Here is a 16,791-nt window from a genome sequence, read left to right as displayed (position 1 = left end):
AGGTCTTTCTTAGTTATACATATACTATATTATTCGATAATCAAACGTTTAACAGTGGTCGCTTTTTCTCCCACTATTTGGATTACATAAACGCCAGAAGCTAAATTAGAGACATCAACCGATTTCTCTCCTACCATTGCTCTAAGGTCAATTTGATTAACTTTTTTCCCGTTGATGTCGAATATCACCATATTGTCCAAAGAGATATTGGTCTTGTTTACAAGGTTTACAATGTTCTTGGCAGGGTTCGGATAAAGTGCTACACCGGACTCCAGAACGTTGTCATCGATTCCAACAAGGATGGACTCAACAGTTAGTTCGAAGCTACAGGTAGAAATGTTTCCGTATTCATCTTCAGCAGTTAGGGTAATAGTATGAATTCCATCGGTAAGAGCCGTTCCTACGGCAGGGTCCTGAGTGGTAATTATTACCGGGTCAGTACAGTTGTCGATTGCGGTAGCTTCTCCTGTTGCAAAGTAATCTGGCAAAATATAGAACAGATTCCCAGCTCCCGGATCTACAGTTACATCTGCAGGACAGGTAATAACCGGAGCCACAGAATCCACAACATTGATCATAGTTGTACAAGAAGAAACATTACCACTAGTATCGCTAACGAAAACAGTTACTGGTATAGTGGTGCCAATATCCGCACATGTTACTTGTGGAACATCCACTGCAACCGTTGCAACACCACAAGCCTCATCGATACTACGTATTAGCATATAGGGATCTATATTCGCTGTTCCATTCTCATTTAATTGAATATCCACTGGAGTTGCAGTTGGAATTTCATAATCAAGTACAAAATTATCTACTCCTGCACCATAAGACCACCCACCTTCGTCGTCATAAATAAATCTAACTTGGAAAGCTGGGTTAATATAAGCGGAAACATCCAAGGCTCCAGTATTTGTTGGACTTGTGTTAGTATCTACAAAGAATACTTGTTGCCAGTTAGCACCATCAAAAGCTTCCACCGTCATTTTACCATCCCCGAGGAATTCCTGAAGTGCATAATCAAACGATATTTCCGCAGTGCTGGAACCTGTTATGTTATAAACAGGAGAGTATAGGGTAGCTTTGTTAACAGATCCACTACCAGCAGCATCATCATTAAAAATAGCTGCTTTCGAGGTGAAGTTACCTCCTGTTGGCATTGCACCCGAACCGAAAGTCCAGTTTTGTGAACCTGTGTCGATTACAGTTGTCCATCCACTAGGGATTGTATTTTCTTCAAAATCCTCAACATTTGAGACAGGGCCAGGAGTTCCGGAACAAATTATTACTGGAGCAGTATTGTCAATAACGTTAATAACAGCCATACAGGTAGTACTGTTTCCGCTATCATCTGTAACGGTTACTTCCACAATATTCTGACCAAGATCTGCACAAGTGAAATCGAGTCCAGAACCTGGGCCACCTATATAATGAATGGTTCCATTAAAGATACGAGGTGAAAAGATTCCGCCCGTGAATGGAGCGTTGGATGCAGCACCCAAAGCTAAGGCCAGGTCGGCATTAGAAAAGTTTTGGTTGGTTCCATCTCCATTGGTATAATAATGACCGTGGGTCCCATCAAGTACTAAAGCCATCCCGTAAGTAGTATTGGCGGACAAAGTAATTGGACTGGCAAGTACTGCGTTGGATGGCATATCCAATCCAGCACTAGTACCCGCGGCAGTGGAAGACAATGTCCAAGCACCTTGGTTTGTTTCACTACCTACAGAGGTTCCTTCTTTTGTATAAACATCCATAGTAAAGGCTCCCGCATCCCCAGTGTTGATATCAATATCGGTGATTTCGATATCTGCTGGTCCAACGATTATGTCAAAATAAACTGCTCCACCGGCTGACCCGTTATTTCCTGAAGCAAACAATGTAGTTAGCGCTCCCATTGTTCCGCCACCAGTACCGGCAGCGGTAATTGTATAATTACAGGCTTCGGTTACACTAGTTACTAAATCATTCGGAGAAATTGTCGCTTGGCCGTTGGCATCAAGATATACATCCAGACCCCCACCCGAAGCAGCTTGATATTCTAAGAGGAAGTTATCCACTCCAGCTCCCCAAGACCATCCTCCTTCATCATCATAGATAAAGCGAACTTGGAAGTTAGGATTTATATAAGCAGTCATATCTAGTGGTCCGGTATTGGTTGGACCTGAAATGCCATCAAACATAAATACTTCTTGCCAAGTTGAGCCATCATAAACCTCTACGATTAATTTACCGTCATTTTGATAGGTTTGATTGGCGTAGTCAAAAGAGATTTCAGCAGAAGTTGCTCCCGTTAGATTATAGCTTGGAGATAAAAGTTGGGCGGAATTGGCCTCACCACTTCCTGCTGCGTCGTCATTAAAAATAGCTGCGTTTGTTGGGAAATCTGGGCCTGTTGGCATATCGCCGGAGCCAAAGCCCCAATTTGCGTTTCCAGATAAGATAGTTGCCGTCCAACCTGCAGGAACGGTAGCAGCCTCAAAATCTTCAGTTTCGGTAAAGTCGCCAAAACCACCAACGCAAACTACCTCAGGAGCTGTAACGTCCTGAACTGTAACTGTAGCGGTACAAGTAGATGAATTTCCTGCCGTATCAGTAACAGTTAAGGTTACTGTGTTTTCTCCAATCATGGAACAGTCGAACGATGAAATATCTAAACTCATAGTATCAATAGCGCAATTGTCTGTAGAACCGTTATCTACATCTGCAGCTGTAATGCTTGCAAGACCTGTAGCAGCGTCAAGATCGATTGTTATGTTTTGACAAACAACTACTGGGGCTTCGTTGTCCACGACTGTAACCTCGAATTGACAAGTAACTGTATTGCCATCACTATCAGTAGCTGAGAACTTTACCATAGTCACTCCTACCGGAAACAGAGTTCCACTAGCAGGACCACCTGTTTGAACAGTTGAGATAACTCCATCTTCAGGGTCAATAGCTACTGCGGGGCTAAAATTAACTACAGCTCCACAAAGGCCTGGGTCATTATTTGCGGTAATATCACTAGGGCAAACAATGATTGGAGGTTCACCGCCGCCGCCGCCGCTTGGCGCCTGCACATTAACGGTGTAATCTTCTATTTCGCCATAACTAAAGTTTCCACAGGGATTTGGAGTAGATTGGAGCCAACCCACTTTTACCCTCATTCGAGTATCTCCAAGAGAAGCGTCGGCTGGCACAGTTATATCCATAGTATGTGGACCAGCGCTAGAGGTAGATGTAGCCAGGGTATAAACTTCTCCAGCGTCATCCAATATTCCATTTTGGTTCCAGTCAATAAAGGCATAAACATAATCACTGCCGTCGGCAGTTATTGTTACTGAAATTTGATCGGTTTCTCCTTGGGTAACCATGGCCGATTGGGCTGTAAAGTCGTTATATCCACTATGAGTGGCGGTAGTATTGTTAATGCCCGCATAGGTTACGTTGGTTATGTTTTCATAGGAAGGGTTATTTCCTTGGGAATTACAATAGAAAATTGGAATTACACCAGTTTCTCCATCGCCAAGAACGTTTACTATAAGATCTTGGGTTAAGCCCAGAGCGGCGAAGGCTGTTGGAGTGGGTGCACCACAATCGGCGGCCTTAATCCAGCTTTCTCCCATAAATCCATCGTTATTGGTTCCGAACCGCATATTATTTGTATCCGTTCCATCGTCTACCAACATCAACTCCACTACCATTTTTTCACCTAACGGTATTGTTGCCGTAAGTGGTACGGATACTATAGAAGCTACATCTGCGTTAGTAGCTGTATAAATAGAAGTACCTTGCAAGGTAAGTGCTCCGCCAGGAAAATCCCCAACAGAGGACCATACCTTTACGGTAATAGGGAAGGACGTTGGTGTGCTAATGGTTCCAATAGCAAATTCCACACTTTCAACATCAAAATCACTTATAATTCCGAAAAAATTTTCTAAATCAAAATCCACATAGAGTGAATTGTTCTTAAAACTTGTTGGACTAGCACAAGCTATTTCGAGACCTGGAGCAATGTTTTGCGATACATTGTAAGTGATTACCTGGGGTGCCATGGCCCTCGAATGACCGTTGTTGGCACTGGTTGTTCCAGCAGGAAGATTGATCACTGAAATGCCGTTTTGCCCTCTTGGTGCCGTAAATGACGATTGCCCAAATGCAATGGGAATCGTCAGTAACATACACAGAATTGAGAGAAGTGTAATTTTCTTCATAATTAAAAACATTTAAAGTTAGAGGCTTAAAGATATGTTAATTACCCGACATATAACAATCTTTTTTTGAAACCCCTTGAATTCTACTTTCATTATTAAGATTTCATAGCTTCAACTTGAAAATATTTATTCTGTTCGTTACAGAAACCGCAATAAGTGCATATATATTATATCATTTTCTCATAATTCGAATTCTTATTAATCCATAAAAAAAAGCCATCTCCAAGTTGGAAATGACTTTTAGATATTAGAGTTATAAAAATGTTTATTTAATCATCTCATAACTTCTTTTGATAAAAGCGGTAAGCTCTTCACCTTTAAGAAGGTTCTTGCTCAAACGTGCCAAATCCAGCGCCTGGCTCACCAAACGTTCTTTTTTCTTCTGGGTTTTGGTGTTGAGGATCTCACCTACCAATTCGTGGTTTGTGTTTACAATCAAATTGTACATTTCGGGAAAGCCACCCATGCCGAACATTCCACCGCCGCCGGTTTTCTGCATATCTTTCATACGACGCATAAATTCGGGTTCAGTAATTATGAATGGACTGGCATTGCTGTCCAAAGCTTCTAGTTGTACACTGAATTTTTCCTTTGGAACAACTTCATCCAAAAAGGTTTTAAGAGATTCCTTTTCTTCATCTGAAAGTTTAGAGATTTGTTCATCGTCTTTCTTAATCAAGTTGTCTATGTGATCACTATCAACTCTAACGAAAGAGATTTTATCTGATTCACTTTCTACCTTTTGAAGAAGATGCGTTATAATTGGGGAATCCAATAATAGGATCTCGTATCCTTTTTCCTTTGCGGTTTCTATGTAGGAATGTTGCTCTTCTTTATTGGACGCATAAACTACAACAAGATTGCCGTCCTTGTCCGTTTGGAGATCCTTAATTTTTTCCTTTAGTTCAGAAAGTGTGTAATATTTGCCATCAACAGTAGGATAGAGAGCGAAATCCTGTGCTTTTTCAAAGAATTTATCTTCCGTCAACATTCCATACTCGATAACGATTTTTATGTCGTTCCATTTCTTTTCAAAGTTTTCTCGATCCTTGTTGAAAAGACTTTTCAGTTTGTCGGCTACTTTTCTGGTAATGTAACTGGAAATCTTCTTAACCGCGCCGTCGGCCTGAAGATAGCTTCGTGAAACATTCAATGGAATATCCGGGCTATCAATCACCCCGCGCAACATTGTCAAAAATTCTGGAACAATTCCTTCAACATTATCCGTCACAAAAACTTGGTTTTGATAAAGCTGAATTTTGTCTTTTTGAATGCTCATATCGTTGGACATCTTCGGGAAATAAAGAATTCCCGTAAGATTGAAAGGATAATCTACATTTAAATGAATATGAAAGAGAGGTTCCTCAAACTGCATAGGATACAGTTCGCGATAAAATTGTTTGTAATCCTTGTCTTCCAGCTCTGTTGGTTGTTTAGTCCAAGCGGGATTAGGGTTGTTTATTATATTGTCAACCTCTTTTGTGGGAGCAGCCTCATCTTCCTTAGCGTCTTCTGGTTTTGGAAGGGTTTCCGTACGTGTACCGAACTTAATAGGAATGGGCATAAACTTGTTGTACTTTACCAATAGTTCGCGAATTCGTGATTCTTCCAGAAATTCGGTGGAGTCGTCAGCGATATGAAGGATAATTTCAGTTCCTCGATCTTTTTTGTCGGATTTTGTGAGAGTAAATTCAGGAGAGCCATCACACTCCCAATGTACAGCTGGTTCATCCTTATAACTCTTGGTAATAATTTCTACTTTTTTCGCCACCATAAATGCCGAATAAAAACCAAGTCCAAAATGGCCAATGATGCCGGCGTCTTTCCCGTCCTTATCCTTATATTTTTCAATAAATTCCTCGGCTCCAGAAAAGGCAATTTCGTTGATGTATTTCTTTACCTCTTCCTCGGTCATTCCAATACCTTGATCAATAATGCGAAGCTCTTTTTTCTTTTTGTCTAATTTTACTTCGATAATTGGATTGCCATATTCTACACCGTTGGCCTCACCTATGTTGGTAAGATGTTTCAATTTTAAGGTGGCATCGGTAGCATTTGAAATCAACTCGCGGAGAAAAATCTCGTGGTCACTGTATAAAAATTTCTTAATCAGAGGGAAAATATTATCCACTGATACATTAATCGTTCCTTTGCTCATGATTTATTATTTATTTAAAAAATTTATTATTTTAGTTATTCTTCAATGTATGTGAGAAAAATCCCACAAAAAATGAGGGAAATTCACTCTTATACTAAGTCAAATAAAATACCAATTTATTTTTGCTGACATGATGTCACGAATAAAAAAATTGTCAACAATAATTGTTCATCTTAAATGTGAGGATAATGCTAAAAGGAAGGTGACAATGTTGAACATTTACTATCTTTACCCGTATAAATTAAACTTTAAATCAAAAATTTATGCACTCCTCAGAAAAACGAACATCAAAAGGTTCGACGATAATCCTTTCCAGTAAATCGTTAATCTCCCTTTACGTGGAGCAAGTTTTGAACCAAAAAGAAATCCCTTCCCGTGTCCACCAGTTTTGTTATGACCACAAGATTAATGAAGCCGAATTTTATGCTTTCTTCGGTTCCTTTGAAGGTATCCAATTGGAAATTTGGAATGTATTTTTCAAAGAAACTATGGATCTGTTGGAAACTGATCCGGCCTTATCTACCTATTCAGATAGAGAGAAAACAATTGCTTTCTTCCATAGTTTCTTTCAAATACTTGCCCAGCATAGAGATTATATTCTTTTTGCCTTGCGAGAATACAAAGAAGATTTAAGAGATGTGAGACAATTGAAAAGTCTGCGCATGCACCTAAAATCTTTTGCAGAAAAGTTGGTAAGGGCAGAGGGTAATGATCAAAATCAAAAAGATCCAAGAATGTCGGGAACAATTTTTGCAGAAGGTTTTTGGCTTCAAACTCTTTTCTTGCTAAAATACTGGATGAACGACGATTCAAAAGATTATACCAATACCCTAAATGCTATTGAAAACTCCGTTCACGCTATTTTTGATGTATTCCGAAGTAGTCCTTCAGAAGGCGTTCTCGATTTCGGGAGTTTACCTTGGAAGAAAACGGGAGCTTGATTTTAACCAAATCAAGTGATTGTTTTATTCCCTCATCAAGGAGAATATTTATGGAGTTTTATAAGTGAAAAAACGATTTGGATCTTTTGAATTTTAATTTAAAATCTCCTGACAACTTTAACAAAACTTGTTTAAACTATTAACATTTTCAATGAACAAGGTTGGGTATCTTTACAAAGAATAATTGAATATCAAATTGCTATGAAAAAGTAAAATATTCTATTATTTAATTGGTTAGGTTGTTTAAGAAGGACGCAAAACTTTTGCGTCCTTCTTTTTTTGTGGTTAATAAGGTTCTTTATTTTTTTTCCTTTACATATTCATTTAACCATTGATCCTGTTCCCAGAGCATATGTAAGATGCTTTCTTTAGCACTATAACCATGACTTTCTTTTGGAAGTATGACCAGCCTGGCCGTTGCTCCCAAACCTTTTAAGGCATTAAAGTAACGCTCACTCTGCATAGGATAGGTGCCAGAGTTATTATCCGCCTCACCATGTATTAATAGTAATGGAGTTTTCATCTTTTCTGCATGCATAAACGGCGACATATTGTAATAGGTTTCTGGAGAATCCCAATAACTTCGTTCTTCACTTTGAAATCCGAATGGGGTGAGTGTCCGGTTGTAGGCACCACTTCGGGCGATTCCCGCCGCAAAAAGGTTGGAATGACTTAACAGATTTGCCACCATAAAAGCACCATAGGAGTGTCCTCCAACAGCCACTCTGTCGCGGTCAATATAACCCAAAGTATCCACGGCATCAATGGCTGCCTTTGCATTTCCTACCAATTGCTTTATAAAGGTATCGTTGGGTTCTGCGGTGCCTTCGCCCACAATCGGGAAAGCGGCATTATCGAGAACAACGTAACCCTGGGTAACCCAATATAACGGACTGCCCCAATAAGGATATATAAATTCATTGGGATTGGCTGTGCTCTGGGAAGCACTGTTTTTATCTTTAAACTCCCGCGGATATGCCCATAGTATCATTGGCCTTTTTTCCTTCTTTTTGATATCGTAGCCAACTGGTAAATAAAGTGTTCCTTCCAATTCCAGTCCATCTTCGCGCTTATATGTTATAACTTCTTTATGGACATCCTGTAAACTTTTAAAGGGATTTTCAAATGAAGTTACCGGAGTTAAGTCATTTTTTTTGAAAATGTTCCGGAAATAATAATTGGGATATTCCTGTTGCGATTCTATTCGAACTAGAATTTTCCCCTTCTTCATATCTATAGCTGAATTTAGGTTTTCAAGTTTATCAGTATAAACAGATTCATAGATCCTTTTGGACTTTCTAGTTTTTAAATCGAATTCATCAATAAACGGGAATTGACCTCTTTCAGAAAAACCCGCTCCCATAAGGAATGCCTTGTCTTTGATGGTTTCCAGAGTTCTCTCGCCATATTCGTTTCGGGCAGTGACAAAATTTCCCGGATCATTGTATTTATCCTGATAGTTTCTATCAAAAATAAGTTTGGGTTTTTGGGAAGAGTTGGATGGGTTGAAGATATAGGATTTTGTATTTCTTGTATTCCACCAATAATCCGAAGCGATAGCAAGATTGTCGCTACCCCAGATTATGCCGGAAAAACGATTTATAGTTTTTAGCAACAGATTAGGATTGCCGTTAAAAGGTGCTTTTAGTTCATAAACCGCATCGCGAAAATCAACGGTTACCTCTGGATCGCCTTGATCCAAGGCTTCGGCCCAATATAGAGTTGCTGGCTTATCGGCACGCCAATTTAAGTTTCTTTTTCCCGTACGGGTTGCCATAAAACCTTTAGGCTGAACTTCATTTAAAGGTACTTCGTTCACGGTTTTGACTATTTTTCCATCCTTGGTGACAACATCGGTTTGAAATGGAAATCTATTGTATGGAACTATATAGGAGAAGGGTTTTTTTAGGGTATTGACCATTACAAATTCGCCATTTGGGGAGAAATCCAAATCGTCATACATTGCGGTGGGAAGAAAGCTGCTTGTAGTTCCATCCAACGATATTTTGACTATTTCAGAAAGCGCGAGCTGCTCAAAATTGTATTCGTCATTGGGGCTGGTAAGCAAATCCTGATAAGTGCGATTTTGCGCTTTCTCACCGTCACTAACCGTGACGGTTGGTCCTTCGGGAACGGCTTCTGAAATATTTATCAGCTCTTTCCTATTTTTCGGAACAATCTTTACCAAGATATTATTGCTATCCTTAAACCAATTGATGGCATCACCCATATTTGCGTTCACCTCAAGTGCACTGAGTTTTCTTGCCACAGACTTTTCGATATCCAGCACCCAGATTTCGACCTGTTGGTCGGTAGTATTTAAAAAGGCCATCATTTTCTCGTTTGGTGCTACATTAAAGTTTGAATATCGACCGTTTAAGGGAAGACCGTCTACTTGCTTTGGGTCCTTATCACTGGTTTTTTTAACTTTTAGGTTGTTATAATAAGTCGTTCTACTTCCAATATTCGTTTTTGGATTGATACGAAGACCACCTAAACGAAGTTCTTCTTCCGAAAGTTCCGCGATTGATTTATACGGGTCTCTATAAAATAAAATAACGTTTTCGCCCTTACTGTCAATTCTAACCGCGGGTGCTAATGGAACCTCAACAAGTTCTAGGATTGATGCCGGAGGTTTTTGATAACCTAATTTTTCCTGAGCTAGGAATGCATTTGAAATAAGAAGGAATAGAAGAGTTGCTAAAAGATTTTTCATAAAAAATGGGATTGACCGGCAAAGATATCAAAATGGGGGATAAAGGATTCCGTGGATAAACTGTAAAATATATTTCTTTGAAATGCAACATATAGTTACCTTTCCTGAGTTTTAAAATTTATAAAGGATGTATAGTTCGAAAATTACGGGATTGGGATATTATGTTCCTGAAAATGTGGTCACAAATGATGACCTAGCAAAATTAATGGACACAAATGATGCTTGGATTCAAGAGAGAACTGGAATAAAGGAGCGGAGACATATAAAGAAGGGCGATGGAAATTCCACCTCGATAATGGGTGCCAAAGCTTCACGAATTGCCTTGGACCGTGCTGAGCTTTCCCCAGATGACATAGATATGATTGTGTTTGCGACTCTTAGCCCAGATATGTACTTTCCTGGTGGCGGAGTAGAGGTTCAGGAAATGTTGGGTATGCGTACCGTGCCCGCATTAGATGTTAGAAACCAGTGCAGCGGCTTTATATATGCAATTTCCGTAGCGGATCAATTTGTAAAAACTGGAATGTATAAACACATTTTAGTAATCGGGAGTGAAAACCACAGCGGAGGTCTTGATTTTTCTGATCGTGGGCGTTCTGTTTCGGTTATTTTCGGAGATGGGGCAGGAGCTGCGATTGTTTCTAGAAATGAATCTGGAGAAGGTGGAATTCTATCTACCCATCTTCACAGTGAAGGGAAACACAAGGATGAACTTTCCTTAAAAGGTCCGAGCACCGGTTATTGGGTTCCTCAGATAATAGCAGAAAATCCACAGGAGGATATTCCTTATTATCCTTATATGAACGGTCAATTTGTTTTTAAGCATGCTATTGTACGATTTGCCGAAGTAATTCAAGAAGGGTTGGAGTCAAATGATCTTGAGGTAGGAGATATAGATATGTTGATCCCACACCAGGCTAATCTTCGCATTTCGCAATTTATTCAGCATAAACTAAAACTTGAAGACGATAAGGTTTTCAACAATATTCAAAAGTACGGAAATACTACAGCCGCTTCTATTCCTATTGCTTTGACAGAAGCTTGGGAAATGGGCAAAATAAAGAAGGGAGATTTAGTCGTACTGGCGGCTTTTGGAAGTGGTTTTACCTGGGGAAGTGCGATTATCAGATGGTAGTTTGGAGAAGAAAAGCTTGTTAAGGATAAACAACTGCTTGGAAAGCATGTAATTGAGAGGTGTTCATAAAAAAAGTCTTTCAGAAAACTGAGAGACTTTTGTTTACCTAAAAAGGTATAATTCGTTTAAATGGCTAATTCAAATAAATTATAAAAATGAAATTTTAGGTCTTGGTTAGACGCACAATTGGATCGAAATTTCATTTTAGATTGTCATTTAACAGGAACCTAACATAAAAAACAATCCCGCAATTTAAAATTACGGGATTGGATTTTTCGTCGGTATTAACACTAACCATTAAAGTAAAACTTTTCCGACGAAATATTATCTACTTATATAGACGCATAAAAATTCGTTTTATTATATCATCCCCCTTGTTTTAACGAACATTTGGGAGGATTTTTGTTTAAGTGTATTATTTTTCCTAAAAAAAAGATGGACAAGAAAACCCTAGTTATCGGAGCAAGTACAAAAGAAGAGCGATACTCTAATATGGCAATTAGACGTCTAGTAAAATTTGGTCATACAGTAGAAGCAATCGGACTTAGAAGCGGGACTGTGGCCGGAATAAATGTCAGTACAGAAAAGGAACCCTTTGAGGATATTGATACCGTCACGTTATATTTAAATCCAAAAAGACAAGGAGAATATTATGATTATATACTCTCTTTAAATCCCGAGCGCGTTATATTCAATCCCGGAACAGAAAATCCTGAATTTTTTAAAATATTAAAGCAGAATAACATTGAAAGTGAAATTGCGTGTACCCTAGTCCTTTTGGGTACGAATCAATATTAGGCCTAAATAGGTGAGTGCTCCATTGAGAATAAGGATAAAAAAGCCAAATTCGAAGTTTAAATATTCTGAACTCAAATAGCTTATAATATATCCCAGTATTGGAGTTAGTATAGCCACGATGGGTACAAATTTATCCTTCACCTTCCATTTGGTAAAAAGACCGTACGCATAAAGTCCCAATAACGGTCCATAGGTATAACCAGCAAACACAAATAATTTGGCTATTACCGATTCGTCAGCAATTACATATTTGAATATAATAATCACTGCAATTAGAACCAAGGAAACCAGAATATGGACTTGCTTACGCACGCGGACCTGTTTTCTTTCGTCATATCTCTTTTCTATATCCAGTATATCGATACTGAAGGAAGTTGTTAATGCGGTTAGGGCACTGTCGGCACTACTATATGCTGCGGCAATAAGTCCAAGTACAAACAAAACGGCAACGCCCGTTCCGAATACATTTTCTTGGGCTGCAAGGGTTGGGAATAATTGATCTTTATGAGCATCTATTCCGTTTTGTTGGGCATAAACTGTCAATAATAATCCCAAAACCAAAAACACGAAATTGACGATAGTTAGTACAATGGTAAACCAGAACATGTTCTTTTGAGCATCCTTCAAATTGCGGCATGTCAAATTTTTCTGCATCATATCCTGATCCAAACCCGTCATTACAATGGCAATAAATGCACCACTGATAAATTGTTTTACAAAGTGATCTCCTGATTTCCAATCGTCAAAAAAGAAGATTTGGCTCATATCACTGTCCGCAACAAAACTAAAAAGATTGCTTCCCGAAATTCCCAGATCGGTAGCTACGTAATAAACAGCTACACCTACGGCAACAAGCATAAAAAGTGTTTGAAGAGTATCTGTCCAAACAATAGTTTTGATGCCACTTTTAAAGGTATAAAGCCATATCAATAAAATAGTGATGGTCACCGTTACCCAAAATGGTATCTGCAGATCGTCAAAAATCAGGTTCTGGAGCACTACCGCAATAAGATAAAGCCTAAAGCTCGCGCCCACAATCCGAGATAACAAAAAGAACGATGCCCCCGTTTTATAAGAGGCATTGCCGAACCTGCCATTTAAATAAGTATAAATAGAAGTAAGGTTTAACCGATAATAAAGAGGTAGAAGGACGGTTCCGATTACGGCATATCCTACCACATAACCCAGAACAACTTGAAAATAACTGAACTTTGACGCCTCTACCCATCCCGGAACGGAGATAAAGGTTACACCACTTAATGAGGCACCTATCATTCCGAACGCCACTAAATACCAAGGAGATTGTTTGCCTGCTTTAAAAAAGTCCGCATTACTACCGCCCCGGTTGGTTAAAAGTGAAATAAGGATAAGAAGTGAAAAATATGCAAGTATTAAAAATAAGATGTGTAACGGTTGCATAGGTATTGATTAGTGATGGTCCAGTTATATTGTGTAATTAAAGTTTTCTTGGTTTTTTACTCAATCTGAGTTTAAATTTTGATTTTCGGGATTATGCTTTTCGGAATTTAAAGTACATACAATGGAGCTAAGCCGCCAAAAATACAAAGTTTGATTACGCCATCGAGAGAAAATTTGATACTTTTGCAGCACTATAAATATATTAAGGTTAACTCCCTAGCTATGAATGATTTAAGATTAAAATTTCTCTGTATTTTCAGTTTTCTGTTTTCCATTCATCTGGGATACTCCCAAGAATATTTACGGATGATAGACGCGGGAACCTATACTGTCGACGAAATTATAAGCAACGCCGAAGCCTATTTTGCAAATAGGGACAAAGGTAGAGGTACTGGATACAAACCCTATAAAAGATGGGAATACAATGCTTTAAGAATGGTAAAAGAAGACGGCTACCTTCCAAGAGTTGAAGAACGTTTGGGCGAATTGCAACGTTGGAATGCCGCTATGAATGAAAATGCCGCCAATAGAGTAGTACTGCCAGACAGTTGGGAAGATCTTGGCCCTAGTTCCTGGAATGCCACCTCTGGATGGAATCCAGGCGTGGGAAGGATTACGGGATTATCATTTGAAAATGGAAACGACAACCATATAATTATTGGAGCCAATACCGGAGGAGTCTGGCGAACAACGGATGGTGCCCAAACGTGGACGCATTTAACCGACTATTTTTCGCACCTTTCTGTTTATTCCGTTGCGATTGATCCTACTAATGCGAACAATTATTTTTTTGGTTCTGTTGAGGGAAAAATCTTTAAATCTACAGATTCAGGTGCCACCTGGAATCTTATGGGCTCGGCAGGGAACAGCATTATAAACAAAATAGTAATCAACCCCAACAACACAAATATGATTTTTGCCACTTCAGAAAATTCTGGGATATATCGATCTGTAAATGGTGGCACTTCTTGGGTAAAGGTAGTTAGTGACAATAATGGATATGATGTGGAATTTAAGCCCGGCGATCTTTCTGTGGTTTATGCTTCGGGGTCCGGATTTCACAAATCTACCGATGGGGGTGAAACCTTTACCACAATTTCAGGGTTTTCCAATGGGCCTAAGATGATAGGGGTTACACCCGATGATGCCGAACTTGTTTATGTATTGGAAGCAGCCGGAAGTAGGTTCGGTGGTCTCTACACATCAGAAAATGAGGGCAATAATTTCACCAAGTTGAACCATGGAAACCTCAACTTTTTTGGATATAGTACCATCGGGGAGGATAATAATGGGCAGGCTCCTAGAGATATGGCGATAGCCGTAAATCCCACAAATGCCAATGAAGTCCATATTGCCGGAATCCTCACTTGGCGTTCTATGGACCGGGGTGTAAATTTTACAATTACTTCAGACTGGATTCCTGCAAATGCCGCCAATGCTAATATTGGTTATTGCCATGCAGATGTGGACGATTTGGTATTCAATGGCACCTCTCTTTATGCTGTTACGGATGGAGGCGTGTTTAGGGCTGGAAATACTGGAACTATAAGTGCCAATTATTTTGAAGATCTTACTACTGGGTTGAGTATTCGTCAGTTTTATAAAATAGGGGTTTCCCAAACCCAAGAGGTGATAATCTCTGGGGGTTCGCAGGACAATGGCACCTCTTTTTATAAAGAAACCACCGGTTGGAAGGATTGGTTGGGGGCAGATGGTATGGAAACCTTTATAGACAAGACCAACAGCAATATGTTTTTTGGGACCTCTCAATTTGGAACATTATATCGCTCTACCAACGGAGGCAATTCCTATTTCGGTATTAATTCTCCAGGCAATGGAAGTGGAAATTGGGTAACTCCGTTTGAACAAGACCCAGTGCAGCCTAATACAATTTATGTGGGCTACAATAGAGTTTACAAATCTGCAAATAATGGTATAACGTGGAATTCAATTTCACAGGTTTTTACCAATAATCTGGATAATTTAAAGATTGCTCCATCAAACAACCAGATTATGTATGCCAATGTTGGGTTAGAGCTGTATAGAACAGAAAATGGGGGAAGTTCGGAATGGACGAGAGTTACCACTCCAGGTGGTCGAATTAATTTTATAGCCATCCATCCAACAAATCCCAATAAAATCGCAGTTGCTACAACAATTTACCAACGTGTTCAGGTATCTGAGGATGGTGGGCAGACTTGGACTTCTTATAGAAAGAATCTTCCCAATTTCAGCGCTTTATGCCTGGTATGGGATGATAATGGACAGGATGGTCTTTACCTAGGAATGGATTACGGGATTTACTATATAGACAATACTTTTACAGACTGGCAGCCCTATAGCAATATGCTGCCAAACGTGATGATAAATGAATTGGAGATAAACCAACAAACACGAATGCTCTATGCCGGAACTTACGGACGTGGACTGTGGGCTTCTCCCTTAGTTGAAGAAACAGTAGGTATCGAAGAAATGGTGTTTAATAATAAAGTAGGGATTTATCCCAACCCGGCTTCTTCAGAAGTGGTAATAACTTCTCCAATTTCAACCGAAGGATCCATTAAGGTCTTTGATATCACAGGAAAATTGCTCATTTATGAACATAATGTAGTATTATCAAATACTTTTACACTTGATATCTCCTCATTACCAATTGGTGTTTATTTTATTCGATTGAATACTTCGGAAGGAATGGCAACAAAAAAATTATTGAAAAAATAACACAATTTACGTGTTGATTGAATGCTTCAGAAAAGTCAGACTTTCTGAAGCATTTTTTTTAACTTGCGGGCTGGAATTATGCTATGGAATTTTCTTCAAAACTTCTTGAAAATGCGGTTAACGAAATGTCTCAACTTCCCGGGATTGGGAAGCGTACCGCACTTCGTTTAGTCTTACATTTATTAAAGCAACCCCAAGAGCAAACAGGCAAATTGGCGGCAGCGTTGACAAAAATGCGGGAGAATATTAATTTTTGTGCCAATTGCCATAATATAAGTGATACAGCACTGTGTGAAATCTGCGCTAATCCAAAACGTGATGGACAATTGGTCTGTGTTGTAGAAGATATTAGAGATGTGATGGCTATAGAAAATACCAGCCAATTTCGCGGACATTACCACGTTCTAGGTGGAAAAATCTCTCCTATGGACGGAATTGGCCCAGGAGATCTGGCCATTACCTCTTTGGTGGAAAAAGTAAAAACTGGAAATATCAGCGAATTGATTTTTGCGCTCAGCTCAACAATGGAGGGTGACACTACCAATTTCTATATTTATAAACAGATAGAACCTTTCAACATTACCACCACTACAATTGCCCGTGGAATTTCGGTAGGGGATGAACTGGAATATGCAGATGAAGTAACTTTGGGTCGAAGCATACTGCACCGTATTCCCTTTGAAACTTCGTTAAAAAGTCTCTAGCTT

General features: G+C 39.3%; 9 protein-coding genes. 5 read left to right on the top strand and 4 right to left on the bottom strand.

Annotated features, from left to right (window positions below; genetic code table 11):
• Positions 1-29 precede the first annotated feature (29 nt).
• A complete protein-coding gene (locus EI546_RS05305) occupies positions 30-4,196 on the bottom strand; it encodes a GEVED domain-containing protein (protein WP_240673164.1) in 4,167 nt (1,388 codons plus the stop codon).
• 265 nt (positions 4,197-4,461) lie between these two features.
• Positions 4,462-6,354 carry a molecular chaperone HtpG gene (gene htpG, locus EI546_RS05300; protein ID WP_128249570.1) on the bottom strand — a complete coding sequence of 631 codons (1,893 nt, stop codon included), beginning with the start codon at positions 6,352-6,354 and terminating at the stop codon, positions 4,462-4,464.
• Positions 6,355-6,617: 263 nt separating this feature from the next.
• Between htpG and EI546_RS05295 the strand changes: the two genes are divergently transcribed.
• Entirely contained in the window at positions 6,618-7,295 is a 678-nt protein-coding gene (locus EI546_RS05295) for a TetR family transcriptional regulator C-terminal domain-containing protein (RefSeq protein WP_128249569.1), read from the top strand.
• 298 nt (positions 7,296-7,593) lie between these two features.
• Here the strand turns inward: EI546_RS05295 and EI546_RS05290 are convergent, their stop codons facing one another.
• Positions 7,594-10,011, bottom strand: a complete 2,418-nt coding sequence (locus EI546_RS05290; RefSeq protein WP_128249568.1) for an alpha/beta hydrolase family protein — start codon at positions 10,009-10,011, stop codon at positions 7,594-7,596.
• Between the two features lie 127 nt (positions 10,012-10,138).
• Between EI546_RS05290 and EI546_RS05285 the strand changes: the two genes are divergently transcribed.
• Complete coding sequence (locus EI546_RS05285; RefSeq protein ID WP_128249567.1) at positions 10,139-11,146, top strand: 3-oxoacyl-ACP synthase III family protein; 1,008 nt, start codon at positions 10,139-10,141, stop codon at positions 11,144-11,146.
• Between the two features lie 435 nt (positions 11,147-11,581).
• The gene (locus EI546_RS05280) at positions 11,582-11,944 is read left to right on the top strand and encodes a CoA-binding protein (RefSeq protein ID WP_128249566.1); all 363 of its coding nucleotides are present in this window, start codon (positions 11,582-11,584) and stop codon (positions 11,942-11,944) included.
• Here EI546_RS05280 and EI546_RS05275 read toward each other — a convergent pair.
• Positions 11,915-13,363, bottom strand: coding sequence for a sodium:solute symporter (locus EI546_RS05275; protein WP_128249565.1), 1,449 nt, complete (start codon positions 13,361-13,363; stop codon positions 11,915-11,917). The genes EI546_RS05280 and EI546_RS05275 overlap by 30 nt on opposite strands.
• 222 nt (positions 13,364-13,585) lie before the next feature.
• Between EI546_RS05275 and EI546_RS05270 the strand changes: the two genes are divergently transcribed.
• Entirely contained in the window at positions 13,586-16,084 is a 2,499-nt protein-coding gene (locus EI546_RS05270) for a T9SS type A sorting domain-containing protein (RefSeq protein ID WP_128249564.1), read from the top strand.
• 83 nt (positions 16,085-16,167) lie between these two features.
• Entirely contained in the window at positions 16,168-16,788 is a 621-nt protein-coding gene (gene recR / locus EI546_RS05265; RefSeq protein WP_128249563.1) for a recombination mediator RecR, read from the top strand.
• Positions 16,789-16,791: the final 3 nt, after the last annotated feature.

This window comes from Aequorivita sp. H23M31 (genome assembly GCF_004022485.1).
Lineage (GTDB): Bacteria > Bacteroidota > Bacteroidia > Flavobacteriales > Flavobacteriaceae > Aequorivita > Aequorivita ciconiae.
Note: the sequence above shows the minus strand (reverse complement) of the source record. Positions and strands in the feature narration are given on the sequence as shown.

Coding starts and splice junctions, on each gene's coding strand:
- EI546_RS05305 (WP_240673164.1), bottom strand. CDS start 4,196: ATGAAGAAAATTACACTTCTCTCAATTCTGTGTATGTTACTGACGATT.
- htpG (WP_128249570.1), bottom strand. CDS start 6,354: ATGAGCAAAGGAACGATTAATGTATCAGTGGATAATATTTTCCCTCTG.
- EI546_RS05295 (WP_128249569.1), top strand. CDS start 6,618: ATGCACTCCTCAGAAAAACGAACATCAAAAGGTTCGACGATAATCCTT.
- EI546_RS05290 (WP_128249568.1), bottom strand. CDS start 10,011: ATGAAAAATCTTTTAGCAACTCTTCTATTCCTTCTTATTTCAAATGCA.
- EI546_RS05285 (WP_128249567.1), top strand. CDS start 10,139: ATGTATAGTTCGAAAATTACGGGATTGGGATATTATGTTCCTGAAAAT.
- EI546_RS05280 (WP_128249566.1), top strand. CDS start 11,582: ATGGACAAGAAAACCCTAGTTATCGGAGCAAGTACAAAAGAAGAGCGA.
- EI546_RS05275 (WP_128249565.1), bottom strand. CDS start 13,363: ATGCAACCGTTACACATCTTATTTTTAATACTTGCATATTTTTCACTT.
- EI546_RS05270 (WP_128249564.1), top strand. CDS start 13,586: ATGAATGATTTAAGATTAAAATTTCTCTGTATTTTCAGTTTTCTGTTT.
- recR (WP_128249563.1), top strand. CDS start 16,168: ATGGAATTTTCTTCAAAACTTCTTGAAAATGCGGTTAACGAAATGTCT.